The 17052-nt window shown below is 54.4% G+C and carries 17 protein-coding genes; 16 read left to right on the forward strand and 1 reads right to left on the reverse strand.

What is annotated here, in order from left to right:
- The first annotated feature begins 36 nt into the window (after positions 1–36).
- The 3 genes from FKN99_RS02290 to FKN99_RS02300 are packed head-to-tail and all read left to right on the forward strand — an operon-like array spanning position 37 to position 3690.
- A complete protein-coding gene (locus tag FKN99_RS02290) occupies positions 37–876 on the forward strand; it encodes a TatD family hydrolase (RefSeq protein ID WP_172116380.1) in 840 nt (279 codons plus the stop codon).
- Between the two features lie 25 nt (positions 877–901).
- Positions 902–1486, forward strand: coding sequence for a DUF1285 domain-containing protein (locus FKN99_RS02295; RefSeq protein WP_172116381.1), 585 nt, complete (start codon positions 902–904; stop codon positions 1484–1486).
- Entirely contained in the window at positions 1483–3690 is a 2208-nt protein-coding gene (locus FKN99_RS02300; protein WP_172116382.1) for an ATP-dependent helicase, read from the forward strand. The genes FKN99_RS02295 and FKN99_RS02300 overlap by 4 nt, the downstream gene beginning before the upstream one ends.
- 47 nt (positions 3691–3737) lie before the next feature.
- Here the strand turns inward: FKN99_RS02300 and FKN99_RS02305 are convergent, their stop codons facing one another.
- Entirely contained in the window at positions 3738–5402 is a 1665-nt protein-coding gene (locus FKN99_RS02305; protein WP_172116383.1) for an electron transfer flavoprotein-ubiquinone oxidoreductase, read from the reverse strand.
- A 392-nt stretch (positions 5403–5794) separates the two neighbouring features.
- On the opposite strand from FKN99_RS02305, the gene FKN99_RS02310 reads away from it, so the two are divergent.
- From FKN99_RS02310 to FKN99_RS02370, 13 genes are all read left to right on the forward strand, one after another.
- The gene (locus tag FKN99_RS02310) at positions 5795–6544 is read left to right on the forward strand and encodes an electron transfer flavoprotein subunit beta/FixA family protein (protein WP_172116384.1); all 750 of its coding nucleotides are present in this window, start codon (positions 5795–5797) and stop codon (positions 6542–6544) included.
- 56 nt (positions 6545–6600) lie between these two features.
- Positions 6601–7527: an electron transfer flavoprotein subunit alpha/FixB family protein gene (locus tag FKN99_RS02315; RefSeq protein ID WP_172116385.1), complete on the forward strand. Its 927-nt coding sequence runs from the start codon at positions 6601–6603 to the stop codon at positions 7525–7527.
- A gap of 200 nt (positions 7528–7727) precedes the next feature.
- Positions 7728–8339, forward strand: coding sequence for a superoxide dismutase (locus FKN99_RS02320; RefSeq protein WP_172116386.1), 612 nt, complete (start codon positions 7728–7730; stop codon positions 8337–8339).
- Positions 8340–8591: 252 nt separating this feature from the next.
- A complete protein-coding gene (nrdH, locus tag FKN99_RS02325) occupies positions 8592–8813 on the forward strand; it encodes a glutaredoxin-like protein NrdH (RefSeq protein WP_087109257.1) in 222 nt (73 codons plus the stop codon).
- A 7-nt stretch (positions 8814–8820) separates the two neighbouring features.
- Positions 8821–9258, forward strand: coding sequence for a class Ib ribonucleoside-diphosphate reductase assembly flavoprotein NrdI (nrdI, locus tag FKN99_RS02330; protein WP_172116387.1), 438 nt, complete (start codon positions 8821–8823; stop codon positions 9256–9258).
- Positions 9240–11423, forward strand: a complete 2184-nt coding sequence (gene nrdE / locus FKN99_RS02335; RefSeq protein WP_253926942.1) for a class 1b ribonucleoside-diphosphate reductase subunit alpha — start codon at positions 9240–9242, stop codon at positions 11421–11423. Before nrdI ends, nrdE begins: the two co-directional genes overlap by 19 nt.
- Positions 11424–11508: 85 nt before the next feature.
- A complete protein-coding gene (gene nrdF, locus FKN99_RS02340; RefSeq protein WP_172116388.1) occupies positions 11509–12480 on the forward strand; it encodes a class 1b ribonucleoside-diphosphate reductase subunit beta in 972 nt (323 codons plus the stop codon).
- 122 nt (positions 12481–12602) lie between these two features.
- Positions 12603–12932, forward strand: coding sequence for an NUDIX hydrolase (locus FKN99_RS02345; protein WP_319941219.1), 330 nt, complete (start codon positions 12603–12605; stop codon positions 12930–12932).
- A 272-nt stretch (positions 12933–13204) separates the two neighbouring features.
- Positions 13205–13990, forward strand: coding sequence for a DUF3450 family protein (locus FKN99_RS02350; RefSeq protein WP_172116389.1), 786 nt, complete (start codon positions 13205–13207; stop codon positions 13988–13990).
- Positions 13987–15351, forward strand: a complete 1365-nt coding sequence (locus FKN99_RS02355) for a MotA/TolQ/ExbB proton channel family protein (RefSeq protein WP_172116390.1) — start codon at positions 13987–13989, stop codon at positions 15349–15351. The genes FKN99_RS02350 and FKN99_RS02355 overlap by 4 nt, the downstream gene beginning before the upstream one ends.
- 1 nt (position 15352) lies before the next feature.
- Entirely contained in the window at positions 15353–15895 is a 543-nt protein-coding gene (locus FKN99_RS02360) for a MotA/TolQ/ExbB proton channel family protein (protein WP_172116391.1), read from the forward strand.
- The gene (locus tag FKN99_RS02365; protein ID WP_172116392.1) at positions 15888–16295 is read left to right on the forward strand and encodes an ExbD/TolR family protein; all 408 of its coding nucleotides are present in this window, start codon (positions 15888–15890) and stop codon (positions 16293–16295) included. Before FKN99_RS02360 ends, FKN99_RS02365 begins: the two co-directional genes overlap by 8 nt.
- The gene (locus tag FKN99_RS02370; protein ID WP_172116393.1) at positions 16292–17050 is read left to right on the forward strand and encodes an energy transducer TonB; all 759 of its coding nucleotides are present in this window, start codon (positions 16292–16294) and stop codon (positions 17048–17050) included. The genes FKN99_RS02365 and FKN99_RS02370 overlap by 4 nt, the downstream gene beginning before the upstream one ends.
- Positions 17051–17052 lie beyond the last annotated feature (2 nt).

Consider the following 17052-nt stretch of genomic DNA (forward strand, 5'->3'; position numbering starts at 1 on the left):
GCCTTTTTATTTCTCTTTTTGGTTGATGAGACGTTCATGTTTGTTGATTCGCACTGTCATTTGGATCGTTTGTCGGAGCACACGCATGGTGGTGATATTGCCGCCACGCTAAACGCGGCTAGAGCTGCAAACGTTAGCCAGTTTTTGGCGATTTCAGTGAGCCTTGAGGATATGCCAGGGCTCGCTGCGATTGCTCGTGAGCATAGCGACGTCGCTATTTCGGCGGGCCTTCATCCGCTGCATACGCCTGTGCAAGAGCCAGTGGCGAGTGATATTCAAGAAGCCGCAGAGCAGTACGGCGCCATTGCCATTGGTGAAACCGGGCTGGATTACCACTATCAGGAAAGCGTGCCGGTTGCGGTGCAGTATGAGCGCTTTAAGCAGCACTTGATCGCTGCCCGCGAGCTTGAGTTGCCCGTTATCGTGCATACCCGGGAAGCCAAGGAAGACACGCTTGCCTTGTTGCGAGAATATAGCGATCCACGCATTGGTGGTGTGCTCCACTGCTTTACTGAAGACTTGGAAATGGCGCGTGAAGCGGTGCGGCTTGGCTTCTATATTTCGTTGTCCGGTATTATTACCTTTAATAACGCGGCGTCGCTGCGTGAATTGGCCCGCCAACTGCCGCTGGATCGTCTTCTTATTGAAACCGATAGTCCTTACTTGGCCCCTGTGCCTTACCGTGGCAAACCCAACGAACCTGCGTGGGTTGTTGAGGTGGCAGAGTGCATCGCCAAAGCGCGGGGCATCAGCGTCGATGAAGTGGCCATGCAAACGACGGCCAACTTCTTTCAGCTGTTTAAAGCGGCCGTGCCCGATGCGCCTGCGTATGTTAAACAAGCCCTGGCGCAGTCTGGGCTCGTGTCTTCACGTTAAGCGGTATTAGCGCAAGGCGGATGCAATGAATATTGATCGACTCCTGCAGCAGCGTCAAAGTGTGGCCACTATTCCGCCTGTGGATCAATGGCAGCCAGCGCTGTCTGGCGATATCAATATTGTGATTCAAGCAGACGGCACCTGGTTACACGAAGGACAGCCGTTTGCCCGCCCTGATGTTGCGCGTTTGCTATCCTCGCTGTTGCGCCACGACCCGGAAGGCTACTGCCTGGTGACGCCTGTTGAGCGCTGGTGTCTCCAGGTGGACGATTTGCCTTTTGTGGCTGTTGAGGCTGACTTTCATGAGGATGCCTGGTGGTTTACGACCCAGTTTGAAGATGTCGTGCGCCTTGACGCGACACACCCTCTAGCGTTCAGCGAGACTCAAGGTGACGAGATGCTGCCGGAAATTGCTGTCCGGTATGGGTTATCCGCCCGATTACATCGCCATGTGTTTTATCAACTGGTTGACGCGGCAAGTATGAAAACACTGGCTAATGGCCAATATGAAGTCGGTGTGTGGAGCGCCGGTGAGTGGTTTCCACTCGGCTGTGTGGATGCTGAGGACACCGCTGGCGGCGATAATGGCGCACCGAGTGAGGCTTTGTGAAGTTAACCGCAGAACAACACGCTGTTGTCCATCATGAAAACGGCCATGCCAGAGTAGCGGCAGTCGCCGGTGCGGGTAAAACCACCACCATGGCAGCCCGAGTGCTGCATCTGCTGGCCGGTGGGGTTGCGCCCAAGCGGATGCTGATATTGATGTTTAACCGCTCAGCACGGGATGATTTTCATCAACGCTTGGTAAGCATGGCCCCCTCCGGGCAGGCGCTGCCTGCGGTGCGTACTTTTCACTCGCTGGGGCATCGATTAACCCAAAGTCTGTGCCGTTGGGGAGTGCTCGCACCACGCCGATTGCTGTCGGCTGACTGGCAGTTGGAGCGCTTGCTTCGCCAGGCCAGTTTACATGTACTGCGTGAAAGCGTTGAGCGGCGCGATGCGGCCATTGAGGGCGAGCGCCTGGAGGCACTGGCGCATTTTTGTAATCTGGTCAAAGCAGAAATGGCCGAACCTCAAGCACTTTATGAGCGGCTTAACTACGAGCCGGACACCGATTATTTCCCCAGCGCGTTTAATGAAGCAGAGCGAATGCTCGCGGATGAAGGTCTTATGACCTACGCCGATTTGCTGTATCGGCCGCTCCAGGCGCTGGAAGCTGACGCTACGTTACGCCAGCGTGTGGAAGGCTTTTTGGACCACGTCATTATTGATGAGTATCAGGATATCAACGCGGCGCAGCAACGCCTACTTGCGGTATTGGCGGGTAGCACGGCGGCGGTTATGGCGGTAGGGGATGCCAATCAGTGCATTTACGAGTGGCGTGGTGCGCGGCCGGACACCATGCTGGAGGATTTTACCGCGACCTTCGGGCAGCCCACCGATTACCCACTATCAACGACGTTTCGCCATGGGCATGCGCTGGCATTAACAGCGAATCATGCGATTGTTGCCAATCAACGACGTCCCGATCAGCTCTGTTTAGCGGCGGCAAATAATCCGCATACGCGGGTGTCGGTCGGGCAGGGAAGTGCTGTCCTGCTGGATACCTTGATGGATTGGAGTGCGCAGGGGCGCACTTTTCACCAGGTCAGCCTGTTAGTGCGCAGTTGGGCACTTTCCGTGCCGTTCCAGCTGGCGTTATTGCAGGCCGGTATCCCCTTTCGCTTACTGCGTGAAGATCGTTTTGTTTTTCGCTTACCGTTGGTGCAGGCGTTAGTGGGTTACTTAAAGCTATCTCGCCGTCCTGAGCTTCTCCACGACCCAGAACACTTGCTGTTACTGCTCTCTCAGCCAACGCCTTTTGTCGCGCGGGAACGGCTACAGCGCTTGGCCTACCAGTTGGCCACTACGCAAGAGTGGCCAGAACGGCATGACCCCGTGCTTACTGAGCTAAAGCCGCTTCAACGGCGTACGTTAAAAAAACGCTGGGCGTTATTGTGTGAGCTTCCCCGGCTACGTGCATGGCCATCCGCTAAATTACTTAGCCATGTGGTGGAAAGCATCGACGCTGAAAAAACGCTAAAGCGTGCCGCAGCCCGGCGGGATAAAGGCGAAGAGGATGTCCGCCTTTTGGATGTGCTGATCGAACAGGCTCAAAGCGTGCCTGATCCTGACGCCTTTATAGCGTTATTAGAGCGTCCGGTTGAAAACCAGGCCGAGGGTGTCCTGATTTCAACCGTGCATGGTGCCAAAGGGTTGGAGTGGCCGCTTGTGGTCGTCGCTGGCGTCAATGAGGAAGACTTCCCGCATTATAGCCGGGATACGCCGCTAAGCGATGAGCGCCTTGAAGAAGAACGCCGACTCTTTTATGTCGCGATTACTCGCGCAGAAGAGCAGCTTCTGGTTATGCACGATGGTGGCTCGCATCGTCCAAGTCGCTTTATTGCTGAAAGCGCATGGCAAGACAGCATGCAGGTTGCTGAGTGCCTGGCGAAGAGCGAGCCCACAAGCGCTGTGTTACGGGCGGCTTCGCCAGCGATTGTACAACGCTATCTTGAGCGGTTAGGGCGTGACGATATTACGTTAACGGCGCCCGAGGTGAAGGAGCCCCAAGCCGCTTATGCGCCAGGGGAGCACTTTTACCCCGGACAGCGGCTGCATCACGCCGTTTTTGGTGAGGGAGAGATTGCCTCGGTAGAAGGTAATCCCTCTGACCCGGTCATTGATGTGCGTTTTGTTCAAGCAGGCAGGCGACGTTTAATTGCTCGCCGTGCACCCATTGAGCGATTAGAGCCACCTGTGCAATCCGCCTAACGGTTAGGCGGTGCAAGTGGCTCTGTTTGGCGCCTGCTGTTTACAGCTTACATATTGGGATAGTTGGGCCCGCCGCCGCCTTCAGGCGCTACCCAGGTAATATTCTGGGCCGGGTCCTTAATGTCACAGGTTTTGCAGTGCACGCAGTTCTGGAAGTTGATCTGAAAACGTGGCTGCCCAGCATCATCCTCTACCACTTCATACACGCCTGCAGGGCAGTAACGCTGGGCCGGCTCGGCATACTTGGGTAAGTTGTGCTTAATCGGAATGTCAGGATCGTCCAGGTGCAGGTGGCACGGCTGGTCCTCTTCGTGATTGGTGTTGGAGAGAAACACTGAAGACGACTTATCAAACGAGAGCTTTCCGTCCGGCTTGGGGTAATTGATTTTTTCAAACTCAGCCGCCGGTTTTAGAGCGCCGTAATCAGTGGTCGTGTCGTGAACATTGGGCAGCTTGTTGCCCAGCAACTGATTAACAAAGTTGTAAGCGCCGCCACCCACGGTGCCGTACTTATGCATGGCGGGTCCAAAGCTTGCGCTCTCTTTAAGCTCTTCGTAAGCCCAGCTGGCTTCCCACTTTTGGGTAAAGCTAGTGAGTTCTTGCGCGCCTTCATCACCCGCTTTTAGGGCTTCAAAAACGCTTTCAGCGGCCACCAGGCCTGACTTCATGGCGGTATGCAGGCCTTTGATTTTGGAGAAATTAAGGGTTCCTGCATCACAGCCAATCAGTAGGCCGCCTGCAAACGTCATTTTAGGCAGGCAGTTAAAGCCCCCTTTGGTGAGCGCTCGGGCGCCGTAAGCTACACGCTTACCGCCTTCCAGATATTGGCTAAGCGCCGGGTGATGCTTCATGCGCTGAAATTCATCAAACGGCGAAAGCCAAGGGTTCTGATAGGAAAGATCCATAATCAGGCCAACCACCACCTGCTGGTTTTCAGCGTGATACAGGAACCAGCCCCCAGAGGTATCTTTATCCAGCGGCCAGCCAGAACCGTGAACCACAAGCCCGGGTTCATGCTTGTCAGCGGGAACGTCCCAGAGCTCTTTTAGGCCAATGCCGTAGTGTTGCGGGTCGCGCCCGGCGTCAAGGGAAAAATGCTTGATTAAGCGTTTGCCTAAATGACCACGCGCGCCTTCAGCAAACAGCGTGTATTTGGCACGCAGCTCCATACCCGGCATATAGCCATCTTTCGGTGTGCCGTCAGCGGCGACGCCCATGTCACCTATCAAAATGCCGCGTACGGCATCTTCTTCAATAATGACGTCCTGGGCGGCGAAGCCGGGGAAAATTTCAACACCCAGCGCTTCAGCTTGCTCGGCAAGCCAACGGCACAGATTACCAGCACTGACCACGTAGCGCGTTTGATCACCGCCGGTATTGTGCATGCTTTTGGGGACCAATGAATTGGGCAGCTTCTGTGCCTTTTGGGCATCTTTGAGCAGGTAAACATCATCGCGAATGGCGGGAGTGTTCAAAGGGGCGCCACGCTCTTGCCAGTCGGGAAAGAGCTCATTGAGCGCCCGTGGTTCAAACACCGCGCCAGATAAAATGTGCGCACCGACTTCAGAGCCTTTTTCCACGACACAAACGGTCAGCTCTTGTTCGGCTTCATTTGCTTGCTGCATCAGGCGGCAGGCAGCGGCAAGCCCAGAAGGACCCGCGCCTACAATCACTACATCAAAGTCCATGACGTCGCGTTCAACATTTTCCACCTGGTCTCTCCTTATTCTCATAAGTGCAGTGCCTTATAAAAACACGGCCTTAATATAAAACGGTCGTTTGCTTCTGGTTATGCTCCATGATAGGCATAATACCGTGGTCAGGTCACGCCTACGATGCTAAAAGCGCGTTTCATGCTCAGTGGCCCAAACGTAGCCCTGTTTGGTGATTGTTCGACTATAGCGGTAGCGAATGGGTATTGTTGCCATTGGGCAGGCTGTGGCAAATTAACAAGGTTTTGTAACTGCGTGCCTATCAAACGCTTGCATGAATCTCTTCGGCATCGTCATCGCGTATGGCGAGGCTGACTCTTTTATAAGCGGTGTCCGCTGGGCGGGTGCCGACTTTGGTTAACGGCTTTTGCCACCAGCCAAGCGAGGAACCTATGAAAGTACTCGTCGCGGTTAAACGCGTCATCGACTATAACGTCAAAATCCGCGTCAAAGCAGATCACTCTGACGTTGATCTTACCAATGTCAAAATGGCCATGAATCCCTTCTGCGAAATTGCGGTGGAAGAGGCGGTACGCCTAAAAGAGAAGGGCGTTGCTACTGAAGTAGTGGCCGTCACCGTTGGCCCCAAAGCCGCCCAGGAACAGCTGCGTACCGCGCTGGCACTGGGTGCTGACCGCGCTATTCACATCGAAACCGACGAGCGAGTTGAGTCGCTAGCAGTTGCCAAGTTGCTGGCCAAGGTGGTTGACGAAGAGCAGCCCGGCCTGGTCATCCTGGGTAAGCAGGCGATCGACACCGACAATAACCAGACGGGCCAGATGCTGGCTGCCTTAACCAACTTGCCGCAAGGCACGTTCGCCTCAGAAGTGGCCATTGATGGTGATACGGTTAACGTTACCCGTGAAATCGATGGCGGCTTGCAGACCATTGCGCTGACGCTGCCTGCCATTGTGACAACCGATTTGCGCTTGAACGAGCCACGCTACGCCAAGCTGCCGGATATCATGAAGGCCAAAAAGAAACCGATGGACGTCAAAACCCCTGCCGATTACGGCATTGAGGTGGCATCCAGGGTAAGCCTTTTGAAAGTCGAGTCCCCGGCAGAACGTAAAGGCGGTATTAAGGTTGCGTCGGTGGATGAATTGATCGATAAACTAAAAAACGAAGCCAAAGTTCTTTAAGAAAAGTTCTTTGAGATAAGTTCTTCAAGATAAGTGCTTTGAAAGGAGCTGATCTAATGAGCATTTTGGTACTTGCCGATATCAATGACGGCCAACTCGCCAGCGCCACCGCTCACGTGGTAGCTGCCGCCAAAGCCATCGGTGGCGATATTGACGTTCTGGTGGCTGGAGAGGGCGTCCAGGCTGCCGCTGAAGCAGCCGCCAAGCTTGATGGCGTCAGCAAGGTGCGGGTTGCAGATAATGCTGTTTACGCTTACCAACTGGCTGAGCCCATGGGCGCGCTGCTGGTGGAGTTAGCCAGTGGTTACACTCATGTGCTGGCGAGCGCCTCCACAACCGGTAAAAATGTGTTGCCGCGTTTGGCTGCCCTGAAAGATGTTAGCCAGCTTTCCGACGTCATTGGCATTGAGAGCGCTGACACCTTCCTGCGTCCCATTTATGCGGGGAACGCCATCGCCACCGTGAAAAGTGATGATGCGCTGAAAGTAATTACCGTACGCTCCAGCGCGTTTGATGCCGTTGCCAGCAGCGGCAGCGCTACGCTAGAAGCGGTCGATGTGGTGGTTGAAAATACCCAGTCAAGCTTTGTTAAAGAAGAACTTGCACAGTCCGACCGACCCGAACTGGGTGGCGCCAAAGTGGTTATTTCAGGCGGCCGTGGCATGGGCAATGGCGAGAACTTCAAGCTGCTGGACGGTATCGCCGACAAGCTGGGGGCGGCCGTAGGCGCTTCACGGGCAGCGGTAGATGCAGGCTTTGTTCCTAACGACATGCAGGTCGGGCAAACCGGCAAGATCGTGGCACCTGATCTCTATATTGCCGTAGGTATTTCGGGCGCCATTCAGCATTTGGCGGGCATGAAAGACTCCAAGGTCATTGTCGCGATTAATAAAGACGACGAAGCACCGATCTTTCAAGTAGCGGACTATGGTCTGGTAGGCGATTTGTTCGAGATTCTGCCTGAACTTGAGAGCAAGCTGTAAGGCGTTTCTGGATTGACTTGGTTTACCCAAGCCGGCTTATTAAAAGCCGGCTTTTTTAGGAGAGTAAATTAGATAAACTGCCCGTAGTTGGCTAAAGTACGGGCAATGTGAGAAAGTGCCGCCAAAGCGGTTGAAAAAGGTGTGGGCTGACCACACCTATCATGATGAACGCAACGCAAGCCACTCAAGGAGATGATAATATGGCACATACACTTCCCGAACTGCCGTACGCTTATGACGCACTCGAGCCGCATATTGATGCGATGACCATGGAAATTCACCACTCGCGTCACCACCAAACGTACGTCAATAACCTCAACGCTGCACTTGAGGGCACAGGTCTTGAGGACGTTGCGATTGAAGAGCTCGTCTCAAACCTGGACCGTGTGCCGGAAGCCAAGCGCCAAGCAGTTATTAACAACGGCGGTGGCCATGCCAACCACTCCATGTTCTGGCAAATGATGTCGCCGAACGGTGGTGGTCAGCCTCAGGGCGATGTTGCCAACGCTATTGATAGCGAACTAGGCGGCCTGGACTCCTTCAAGGAAGAGTTCAAAAAGGCAGCCGTAGGTCGTTTTGGTAGCGGCTGGGCATGGCTCTCCGTGACTCCCGCAAAAAAGCTGGTTGTTGAAAATACGCTGAACCAGGATAACCCGCTGATGCACGGCAACACGCCGCTGCTCGGCCTGGATGTATGGGAGCACGCCTACTACCTGAAGTATCAGAACAAGCGTCCTGACTACGTTGCTGCGTTCTTTGACGTCGTTAACTGGGAAGATGTAGAGCGTCGCTACCAGGCTGCTATCGCTTAATTTAGCGCTATGTCGGGCAGGATGCCAGCCGCTGGCGCCTGCACAATGCCGCCCCCTCTGTGGGGCGGTTTTTTTGTTTCCAGACCGTAGGCTGGGCATGAGCTGTCAATAACCTGTGGATGAAAAAATACTATATATGCTTGAATTGATTTTCCCATGGTCTATATATAGTATGCGTGATGTCTTCAGAGAGGGGGAGGTACTAGATATGCTCTGCCCGAAAAATACCGCTATGAAAAGGGGAAAATGACCATGGCAATCCAGATTTATAGCAAGCCTGCTTGTGTTCAGTGTACTGCTACCTACCGTGCTCTGGATAAACAGGGTCTAGCGTATACCGTTATCGATATCACCGCTGAGTCAGGTGCCCAGCAAGAAGTAGAAGCCCTTGGCTACCGCCAGCTTCCAGTGGTCGTTGCTGGTGATGATCACTGGTCGGGTTTCCGCCCGGACCGTATCCAAGCGTTGGCGTAAAATTGCTATGTTGGTGGACGCCGCCGCTGCAACACCCCAGGTCGGCAGCCTAATTTATTTCTCCACCAAATCAGGTAACACTCATCGTTTTGTACAAAAACTTGGTCTGGCCGCACAGCGTCTTCCGCTAGGGCGTGATGAACCGACGCTACATGCCACAGCACCTTATATATTAATCACGCCCACCTACGGGGGCGGCGAGGCAAAAGGTGCGGTGCCAGGGCAAGTTATTCGCTTTCTTAACGATGAGCAGAATAGACGCTTTATTCGCGGCGTCATTGCTGCCGGTAACACTAATTTTGGTGATGCGTATGGCCTGGCTGGTCGCGTTATTGCAGAAAAGTGCCGTGTGCCATTGCTGTATCGATTTGAATTATTTGGCACCGACGATGACGTGGCCAAGGTTCGCAAAGGAGTAGAAGAGTTTTGGAAACGACAAACCTAGTCACGAAAAACCAGGCTGAACCCAAACGGCCGGCTACGGGAGCTTCCGAAGCGCGTACTTTGGATTACCACGCGCTAAACGCGATGCTTAATTTGTACGGTGCCAACGGTGAACTACAGCTGGATAAAGACCGTGAAGCAGCACGTCAGTACTTCCTGCAACACGTTAACCAGAACACCGTCTTTTTCCACTCGCTGGAAGAAAAGCTCGATTACCTGATGGAAGAGGGCTATTACGAAGCGGAGATGCTCGGCCAATACAGCTTCGCTTTTGTTAAAGCGTTGTTTGAGCAGGCGTATGCCTACAAATTCCGTTTTCCAAGCTTTTTAGGTGCCTTCAAGTACTACACCAGCTATACGCTAAAAACGTTCGACGGTAAGCGTTACCTTGAGCGCTATGAAGACCGCGTATGCATGGTGGCACTGACCCTGGCGCGCGGCGATGAAGCGCTGGCAAAATCCTTGGTTGATGAAATAATCAGTGGTCGTTTCCAGCCAGCGACGCCTACCTTCCTGAACTGCGGCAAGCAGCAGCGTGGTGAGTTGGTATCGTGCTTCTTGCTGCGTATTGAAGACAATATGGAGTCGATCGGTCGCTCGATTAACTCAGCGCTACAGCTTTCCAAGCGGGGTGGCGGTGTTGCCTTTTTATTGAGCAATATCCGTGAGTCTGGCGCACCCATCAAGCGTATTGAGAATCAGTCGTCGGGCATTATCCCGATCATGAAACTCTTGGAAGACGCCTTCTCCTATGCGAACCAGCTGGGTGCTCGCCAAGGCGCTGGCGCGGTTTATCTGAATGCGCACCACCCCGATATCCTGAGTTTTTTGGATACCAAGCGTGAAAATGCTGACGAGAAAATCCGCATTAAAACGTTGTCGCTGGGCGTGACGATTCCGGATATTACGTTTGAGCTTGCCAAGCGCAATGACGATATGTACCTGTTCTCGCCTTACGACGTTGAGCGCGTTTATGGCGTCCCGTTTGGCGACGTCAGCGTTACCGAGAAATACCATGAGATGGTCGCGGACGCGCGTATCCGTAAGCACAAAATCAATGCGCGGGCGTTCTTCCAGACACTGGCAGAGCTGCAGTTTGAGTCGGGCTATCCGTACATCATGTTTGAAGATACGGTCAACCGGGCGAACCCGATTGCTGGTCGTATCAATATGAGTAACCTGTGTTCGGAAATTCTGCAGGTCAATACACCTACCGAATACGACGATGATCTTGGCTATCGCCAAATGGGTCAGGATATCTCCTGTAACCTGGGATCGATGAACATCGCCAAGGTAATGGACGCCGGCAATATTGGCGAAAGCGTTGAGATCGCCATTCGCGGGTTAACCGCAGTTTCAGAAATGAGCAATCTACGTAGCGTACCCTCTATTGCCGAAGGTAATGCCAAGTCACGCGCTATTGGTCTTGGTCAGATGAACCTGCACGGTTACCTGGCTCGCGAACACATTTATTATGGCTCTGAAGAGGGGTTGGACTTTACCAACCTGTATTTCTACTGCATCGCCTTTCATGCCATCCGCGCGTCGAACCGCTTGGCGATTGAGCATAATGATACGTTTGCAGGCTTTGAAGACTCCAAATATGCAACGGGCGAGTTCTTCGATAAATATACCGACCAGGAGTGGCTGCCACGCACCGATAAAGTACGCGGCCTGTTCGAGCGTAGCGACATCACGCTGCCTACTCAGCAGGACTGGCAGGAGCTCAAGGCCTCGGTAATGGCCCACGGCCTTTATAATCGCAACTTGCAGGCGGTGCCGCCCACGGGCTCTATTTCCTATATTAACCACTCGACCTCAAGTATCCACCCGGTAGCGGCCAGGATCGAGATTCGTAAAGAAGGCAAGCTGGGGCGTGCTTATTATCCTGCGCCGTTCTTGAGCGAGTCCACGTTTGATTACTTCCAGGACGCTTATGAAATTGGCCCTGAGAAGATTATTGATACCTACGCTGAGGCTTCCAAGCACGTTGATCAGGGGCTCTCATTGACGCTGTTCTTCCCGGACACTGCGACAACGCGTGATATCAATAAGGCGCAGATTTACGCGTGGCGAAAAGGTATTAAAACGCTCTATTACATTCGTCTGCGCCAAAGCGCGCTGGAAGGTACTGAAGTGGAAGGCTGTGTTTCCTGCACGCTTTAATACCCGTGCCTGGCAAATTGCCAGCATTTGATATTCTGTACTTGTGCGCCGTATGTAATACGGCGCTTTTAATGAGAGTTATTTCATGACTACCACGCAACGCTTATCGCGGGTGAATGCGATCAACTGGAACCGTCTTCAGGATGACAAGGATCTTGAAGTATGGAATCGCCTGACCAGTAACTTTTGGCTGCCGGAAAAGGTGCCGCTTTCCAACGATATTCAATCGTGGAACACACTGACCCAGCAGGAAAAGCAGCTAACCATTCGCGTGTTTACAGGCCTGACGCTGCTGGATACGATCCAAAGCAGCATTGGTGCTCCGGTGCTAATGGAAAATGCTCGCACACCCCATGAAGAGGCGGTATACACCAATATTGCGTTTATGGAGTCGGTGCATGCGCGCTCGTACAGCTCGATTTTCTCGACGCTATGCGCCACGCGCGATGTGGATGATGCCTTCCGGTGGAGTGAAGAGAATCCCACGCTCCAGGCTAAGTCAGAACTGATTCTGGAGCGCTATCGCTCTGATGACCCGTTGATGCGCAAGGTGGCCAGCGTATTTTTGGAGTCCTTTTTGTTCTATTCGGGCTTCTATCTGCCCATGTACTGGTCCAGCCACGCCAAGCTAACCAACACCGCTGATCTTATTCGTTTGATTATTCGCGATGAAGCGGTACACGGTTACTACATTGGCTACAAATTCCAGCAAGCCTTGGCAGAAGCCACGCCCGAGCGTCAGCAGGAAGTCAAGGATTACGCGTATGAGCTGCTTCTTGAGCTGTATGATAATGAAGTGCGCTACACCGAGTCACTGTATGACGAAGTGGGGCTGTCGGAAGATGTGAAGAAATTTCTTCATTATAACGCCAACAAAGCGCTGATGAACCTGGGCTATGAGCCGCTGTTCCCCAGTAGCGTGACCGACGTTGACCCGACGATTATGGCGGCTCTGTCGCCCAGCGCGAATGAAAACCACGACTTCTTCTCAGGCTCTGGCTCCTCGTACGTTATTGGCAAAGCCATTGCCACTGAAGATGATGACTGGGAGTTTTAATAGTCTCATCCGGTAAGCGGTAAAAAGAGGGAAGGGCCATGCCAGATGTAACGCCAAACACGGCCAGTGTACTGAAAATCGCAGCGGCGGTTGTAAGTGACCTGGATGGTTGACTGCTGCTGGTGCGTAAACAGGGCACCGCTTTCTTTATGCAGCCGGGCGGTAAGATCGACCCGGGTGAAACGGCACTGGCAGCACTATGTCGCGAGCTTAAAGAAGAGCTCGGTTTGCATGTCACTGAAGACCGGCTGCTTCCTTTGGGCGTACAGAAGGCCCCGGCGGCGAATGAGCCTGGCATGACGATTGAAGCGCAGCTCTATGGGCTGGTGATTGATGAGCCGGTAGAGGCGGCCGCTGAAATCGCTGAAGCCAAATGGGTAAGCCGTGAGCAGGCGTGGGAGCTTCCACTCGCGCCGCTAACCAAAGGCTATGTCATAAGGACCGTGTCATAAAGGCCGTGCCATAAAGACTGAGCCATAAAGACATGTGTCATGTTGAACGTTTAAGACATCAAGCATCACCATTATAAGCGGGGCGCCATTTGGCGCCCTTTTTTATACTCAAAATAAAGCAAAAAAACGTCTTAATGTTAATGATAAATATTGTCATTTGTTGAGATGGTGGTAGGCTAACGCGTAGAATTTAAACGCAAATCGTTCTTATACTTAATTGGTTTCTAGTGTGGCTAATGGTAAAGCTCGCTAGGCAGTAACGGAGAGTCGACGTGCTGAACAGGTCTTTCTTTGCCGTGCGTACGTGTTGCTTAGCCTTCGTGCTAGTCAGCGGTGGGCTAATGGCAAGCGATGAAACAGCGGGCCAGGCGGCCCAGAGCGTAGAAGCCCAACAAACCCAGGCGGCCCTGCAGCAGCAAATTGATGCAGCCGATGAAGAGACCCGGGGCGCGCTAGAAGAGTTACGTCGGCTAGAGCGTGAGACTCGCCAAATGGAGGCCGCAAACGCGTCGCTAAGTGCGCGTTTGGTAGAAGAAGCCGAACGTCAGCAGCGTTTAAGTACTGCACTGAATACCCTGGAAGAGACACGCGCGGCGCTACCGCTCATCGAGCAGGATATGCAAGCACAGCTAACGCGCTGGATTGAGCAGGATATGCCGTTCTTGCGCGATGAGCGCTTGGCTCGAGTCGTGCACTCTGATGAGGCGCAGAGCAGCAACACCGTTGAGCGGATCAACGGCTTATTAGAAGCATGGCGAGTAGAGCTTGAATACGGCCGTGACATTGATAACTGGCGCGGACGTTTGCAAAGCCCTGAAGGCAATGCTCGGGAAGTAGATTATCTACGCGTCGGTAGAATTGGATTTTACTACCTGACGCCAGACGCTCGGGAAGGCGGAGTTTGGGATGCCGCCAACCATGAATGGCTACCGTTGGATGAGCGAGCACGGCGCGAAGTCCGCAATGGTCTGCGCATCGCCGCTGACCAGCGAACGCCGGATCTATTGAGGTTGCCGCTATCCATTACCGTTGCAGAACAGCAGGGAGGTCAGCCATGAGCGTCAATCGTCAACGTCTGCAACGCCTGGTAAGTGCTGGTTTGTTGGTGGGGCTTGTCGCCGTCAGTTTCGGCGTCTCGGCGCAAAGTGAGCCTGTTTCATCGCTACGCGAAGCACGCCAGGCCGCTGAGGCGCGTGACCAGGAGCGCTTGGCGCGCTTTTTGGAAGATCAGCAAGCGTTAAATGCAGCGCTTGAAGAGGCACGCGCCGCCCACCAGTCAGCCGAGGAGCAGCGTGAGGCGCTGCAAGCCCAGCAAACCGAGCAGGCTGAGCAGGCCAGTGAGTTAACCGAGCGCCAGAACGAACAGGGTGAAGCGCTTTCCGGCTTGTTGGCCAACCTTGCGCGACACAGTACCGAAGTGCGCAACGCATTGGGTGAAGATAGCTGGTTAACCTTGCAAGAAGAGATACTGCCGCCTCGCCTGGATAGCGCGGAAGTGCTTGAACGTCGTCAGCTAGAAAACGTGGTCGACAGCCTGGCAACGCTGGCTGCAAAAACCGGGCAGGTTGAACGTTTGGAGCTTCCGGTCGCGGATTCCAGCGGCGCGATCGCGCCCCGTAACGTGGTTCGATTGGGTGACTTCGCCGCGTTTACGGAAAATGCACTACTTCAGCAAGATGGTGACGTTAGTCATTTGGCCGAAGCGCCGCGTACGCCAGACGAAATTCAAAGTGTGCTCGCGGCTTACCACCAGGGAGAAAGCCGGGAATTCCTGATTGACCCCACTCAAGGCCCCGTTTTACAGGCGCTTTCTCAACGTCCTAGCCTGTGGGAGCGTTTCCAGCAGGGCGGGTATGTCGGTTATGTCATCGTCGTGCTGGGGGTGTTGGGTCTGCTGGTGGCGCTGGGGCAATATGCCTACTTGGTGCTACAGAGTCTTCGCGTGCGCCGCCAACGTCAGTCGCTTAATCAGTTGCAGTCGAATAACCCACTAGGCCGCGTGTTGCTTCGCTTTAAAGAGATGGATAAGCACCAAACCCCTGAAGCGTTAGAAGCACGTTTGGATGAAGCGGTACTGGCAGAGTTGCCGTGCATTGAGCGGGGGCAGCCCATTGTTAAGTTATTGGCTGCTATTGCACCGCTGCTGGGGTTGTTAGGTACGGTGACCGGCATGATTGTAACGTTTCAGGCGATTACCGTGTTTGGCACCGGCGATCCGCAGCTCATGGCAGGAGGGATTAGCCAGGCATTGGTCACCACGGTGCTGGGCCTCATTACGGCGGTGCCTTTGCTGTTTGCGCAAACGGCGCTTTCAAGCCGCAGCCGTCACTTAAGCCAAGTGATTGAAGGCGAGGCGAGTGCGACCTTGGCGGATCATTTGGAAGCTCAATCTACTGCTCATGCTACGTCGGTGAATTGATATGCCCACGCTACCTCTCTGGCTTGAACCGGTAGAGCGGTTAGTCGATGCCGGTGGTGCGGTTCTGGTCGTGCTAGCGTTGGTCGCGGTGCTGGTGTTCGGCATGGCGATAGAGCGCTGGTGGTACTACCGCATTACCTGGCGTTCCGCCCGCCGGCAGTTGATTCGTCGCTGGGCGGAGCGCCGCGACCACCGCAGCTGGAGCGCGCGCACGCTACGCCACGTGTGGACAGAAGCACTAGTGGCCAGGCTTCGTCGTCCGCTGCCCTGGTTAAAACTGCTGGTCGCGCTCTGCCCCTTGCTAGGCCTGCTGGGTACTGTTACCGGCATGATTACCGTATTTGATAGCCTTTCGATGAGTGACACGCATCAGGCGCGCGCGATGGCCGATGGCGTGGCGCGTGCAACGCTGCCAACGTTAACCGGCATGGCGATTGCGGTCGTAGGGCTTCTGTTTATTAGTCGTTTAGAGCATGTGATTCGTCGAGAAGATCAGCGGTTGCATGACCGGCTGGCACGTGCCTTGGAGGAGAGTGATGCGTAGACGCCGTTCAATGGACGCAAACGCAGAAAGCAATGAAGTCAACCTGACGCCCATGCTCGATGTGGTGTTCATTATGCTGATCTTCTTTATCGTAACGACCAGCTTCATTAAAGAGAGCGGTATCGAGATTGAACGCCCGGAATCGAGTGCGGCGAGTCCACGCCCGGAAGCGCAGGTGCTGGTGGCTATTACGCCTGAAGGTGCTGTCTGGGTGGACGGTAAGCCAGTGGATGTCCATCACGTAGGGCGGGAAGTGGCCGGTATGTTGACCGAGCAAGGGTCTGCCGTGATCCAGGCGGACCGGGCATCGACGACCGGGTTGCTCATTGAAGTTATGGATCGCCTTAAAGAGGCTGGGGTAGAGCAGGTGGCCGTCGCTGCGAGCCGGAGTGCGCCATGATGCGTCATGCGGTGTCCTTTCTGGTGGGAATTACGCTGGCAGTGGGTCTATTTTGGCTGCTGGCGCTACTGGTAACGCCGCCAGAAAGCGAGCCTGAAACGCCGATAATGACCATGACCATGAATATGGTGGAAGCGCCAGAAGTGGCGCCTGAGCAAGAGGCGCCAGCGCCACAGCCTGCGCAAGCCACGCCTCAGCAGGCGCCGCCGCCCATGCCGACACCCGAGCCGCCTCCGGTAACCGATAGTGCTATTACGCTGCCTGATGTAGAGCTACCTGACGTACCCGTCGAGCCGGTGGAGATGGATGATGAGCTGCCGGAGTTAACGGAAATAGCGCCCGAGCCTCAGCCCGCACCGCAGCCGGAACCTGCACCTGAGCCGTCCCCAGAGCCGCCGACGGAAGCAGCGCCAGTAGCAACGCCCACGGAGGCACCCGCTCAGCGTGAAGCGGCCCCGGTAGCCGAAGCGCCGCCTTCCAACGAGCCAGTAAGTGTCGGGCAGGTAGCGCCTACCAATCGTGTTAACCCTAATTATCCACCGCGCGCGCAGCGCAGAGGTATGGAAGGGTTCGTTGAGGTGGAATTTATTATTCGTCGCGATGGTAGCGTTGACCGGTCCTCCGTTCGAGTAACGAATTCTCAGCCACGGCGTGTATTTGATGACGCCGCCCAAAAGGCTATTGGGCAGTGGCAGTTTGCCAGCAGCCAGCAGATCCGGCGTGCCACACAGCGCATAGAGTTTCAATTGAGGTAGCG

Source organism: Halomonas hibernica (assembly GCF_013183775.1).
Lineage (GTDB): Bacteria > Pseudomonadota > Gammaproteobacteria > Pseudomonadales > Halomonadaceae > Vreelandella > Vreelandella citrativorans.

Bases quoted from the DNA above. Each gene is read 5' to 3' on its own strand.
- FKN99_RS02295 (WP_172116381.1), top strand. From the start codon at position 902: ATGAATATTGATCGACTCCTGCAGCAGCGTCAAAGTGTGGCCACTATT.
- FKN99_RS02315 (WP_172116385.1), top strand. From the start codon at position 6,601: ATGAGCATTTTGGTACTTGCCGATATCAATGACGGCCAACTCGCCAGC.
- FKN99_RS02360 (WP_172116391.1), top strand. From the start codon at position 15,353: ATGCCCACGCTACCTCTCTGGCTTGAACCGGTAGAGCGGTTAGTCGAT.
- FKN99_RS02355 (WP_172116390.1), top strand. From the start codon at position 13,987: ATGAGCGTCAATCGTCAACGTCTGCAACGCCTGGTAAGTGCTGGTTTG.
- nrdH (WP_087109257.1), top strand. From the start codon at position 8,592: ATGGCAATCCAGATTTATAGCAAGCCTGCTTGTGTTCAGTGTACTGCT.
- nrdF (WP_172116388.1), top strand. From the start codon at position 11,509: ATGACTACCACGCAACGCTTATCGCGGGTGAATGCGATCAACTGGAAC.
- FKN99_RS02370 (WP_172116393.1), top strand. From the start codon at position 16,292: ATGATGCGTCATGCGGTGTCCTTTCTGGTGGGAATTACGCTGGCAGTG.
- FKN99_RS02310 (WP_172116384.1), top strand. From the start codon at position 5,795: ATGAAAGTACTCGTCGCGGTTAAACGCGTCATCGACTATAACGTCAAA.
- FKN99_RS02365 (WP_172116392.1), top strand. From the start codon at position 15,888: ATGCGTAGACGCCGTTCAATGGACGCAAACGCAGAAAGCAATGAAGTC.
- FKN99_RS02320 (WP_172116386.1), top strand. From the start codon at position 7,728: ATGGCACATACACTTCCCGAACTGCCGTACGCTTATGACGCACTCGAG.
- nrdI (WP_172116387.1), top strand. From the start codon at position 8,821: ATGTTGGTGGACGCCGCCGCTGCAACACCCCAGGTCGGCAGCCTAATT.
- FKN99_RS02290 (WP_172116380.1), top strand. From the start codon at position 37: ATGTTTGTTGATTCGCACTGTCATTTGGATCGTTTGTCGGAGCACACG.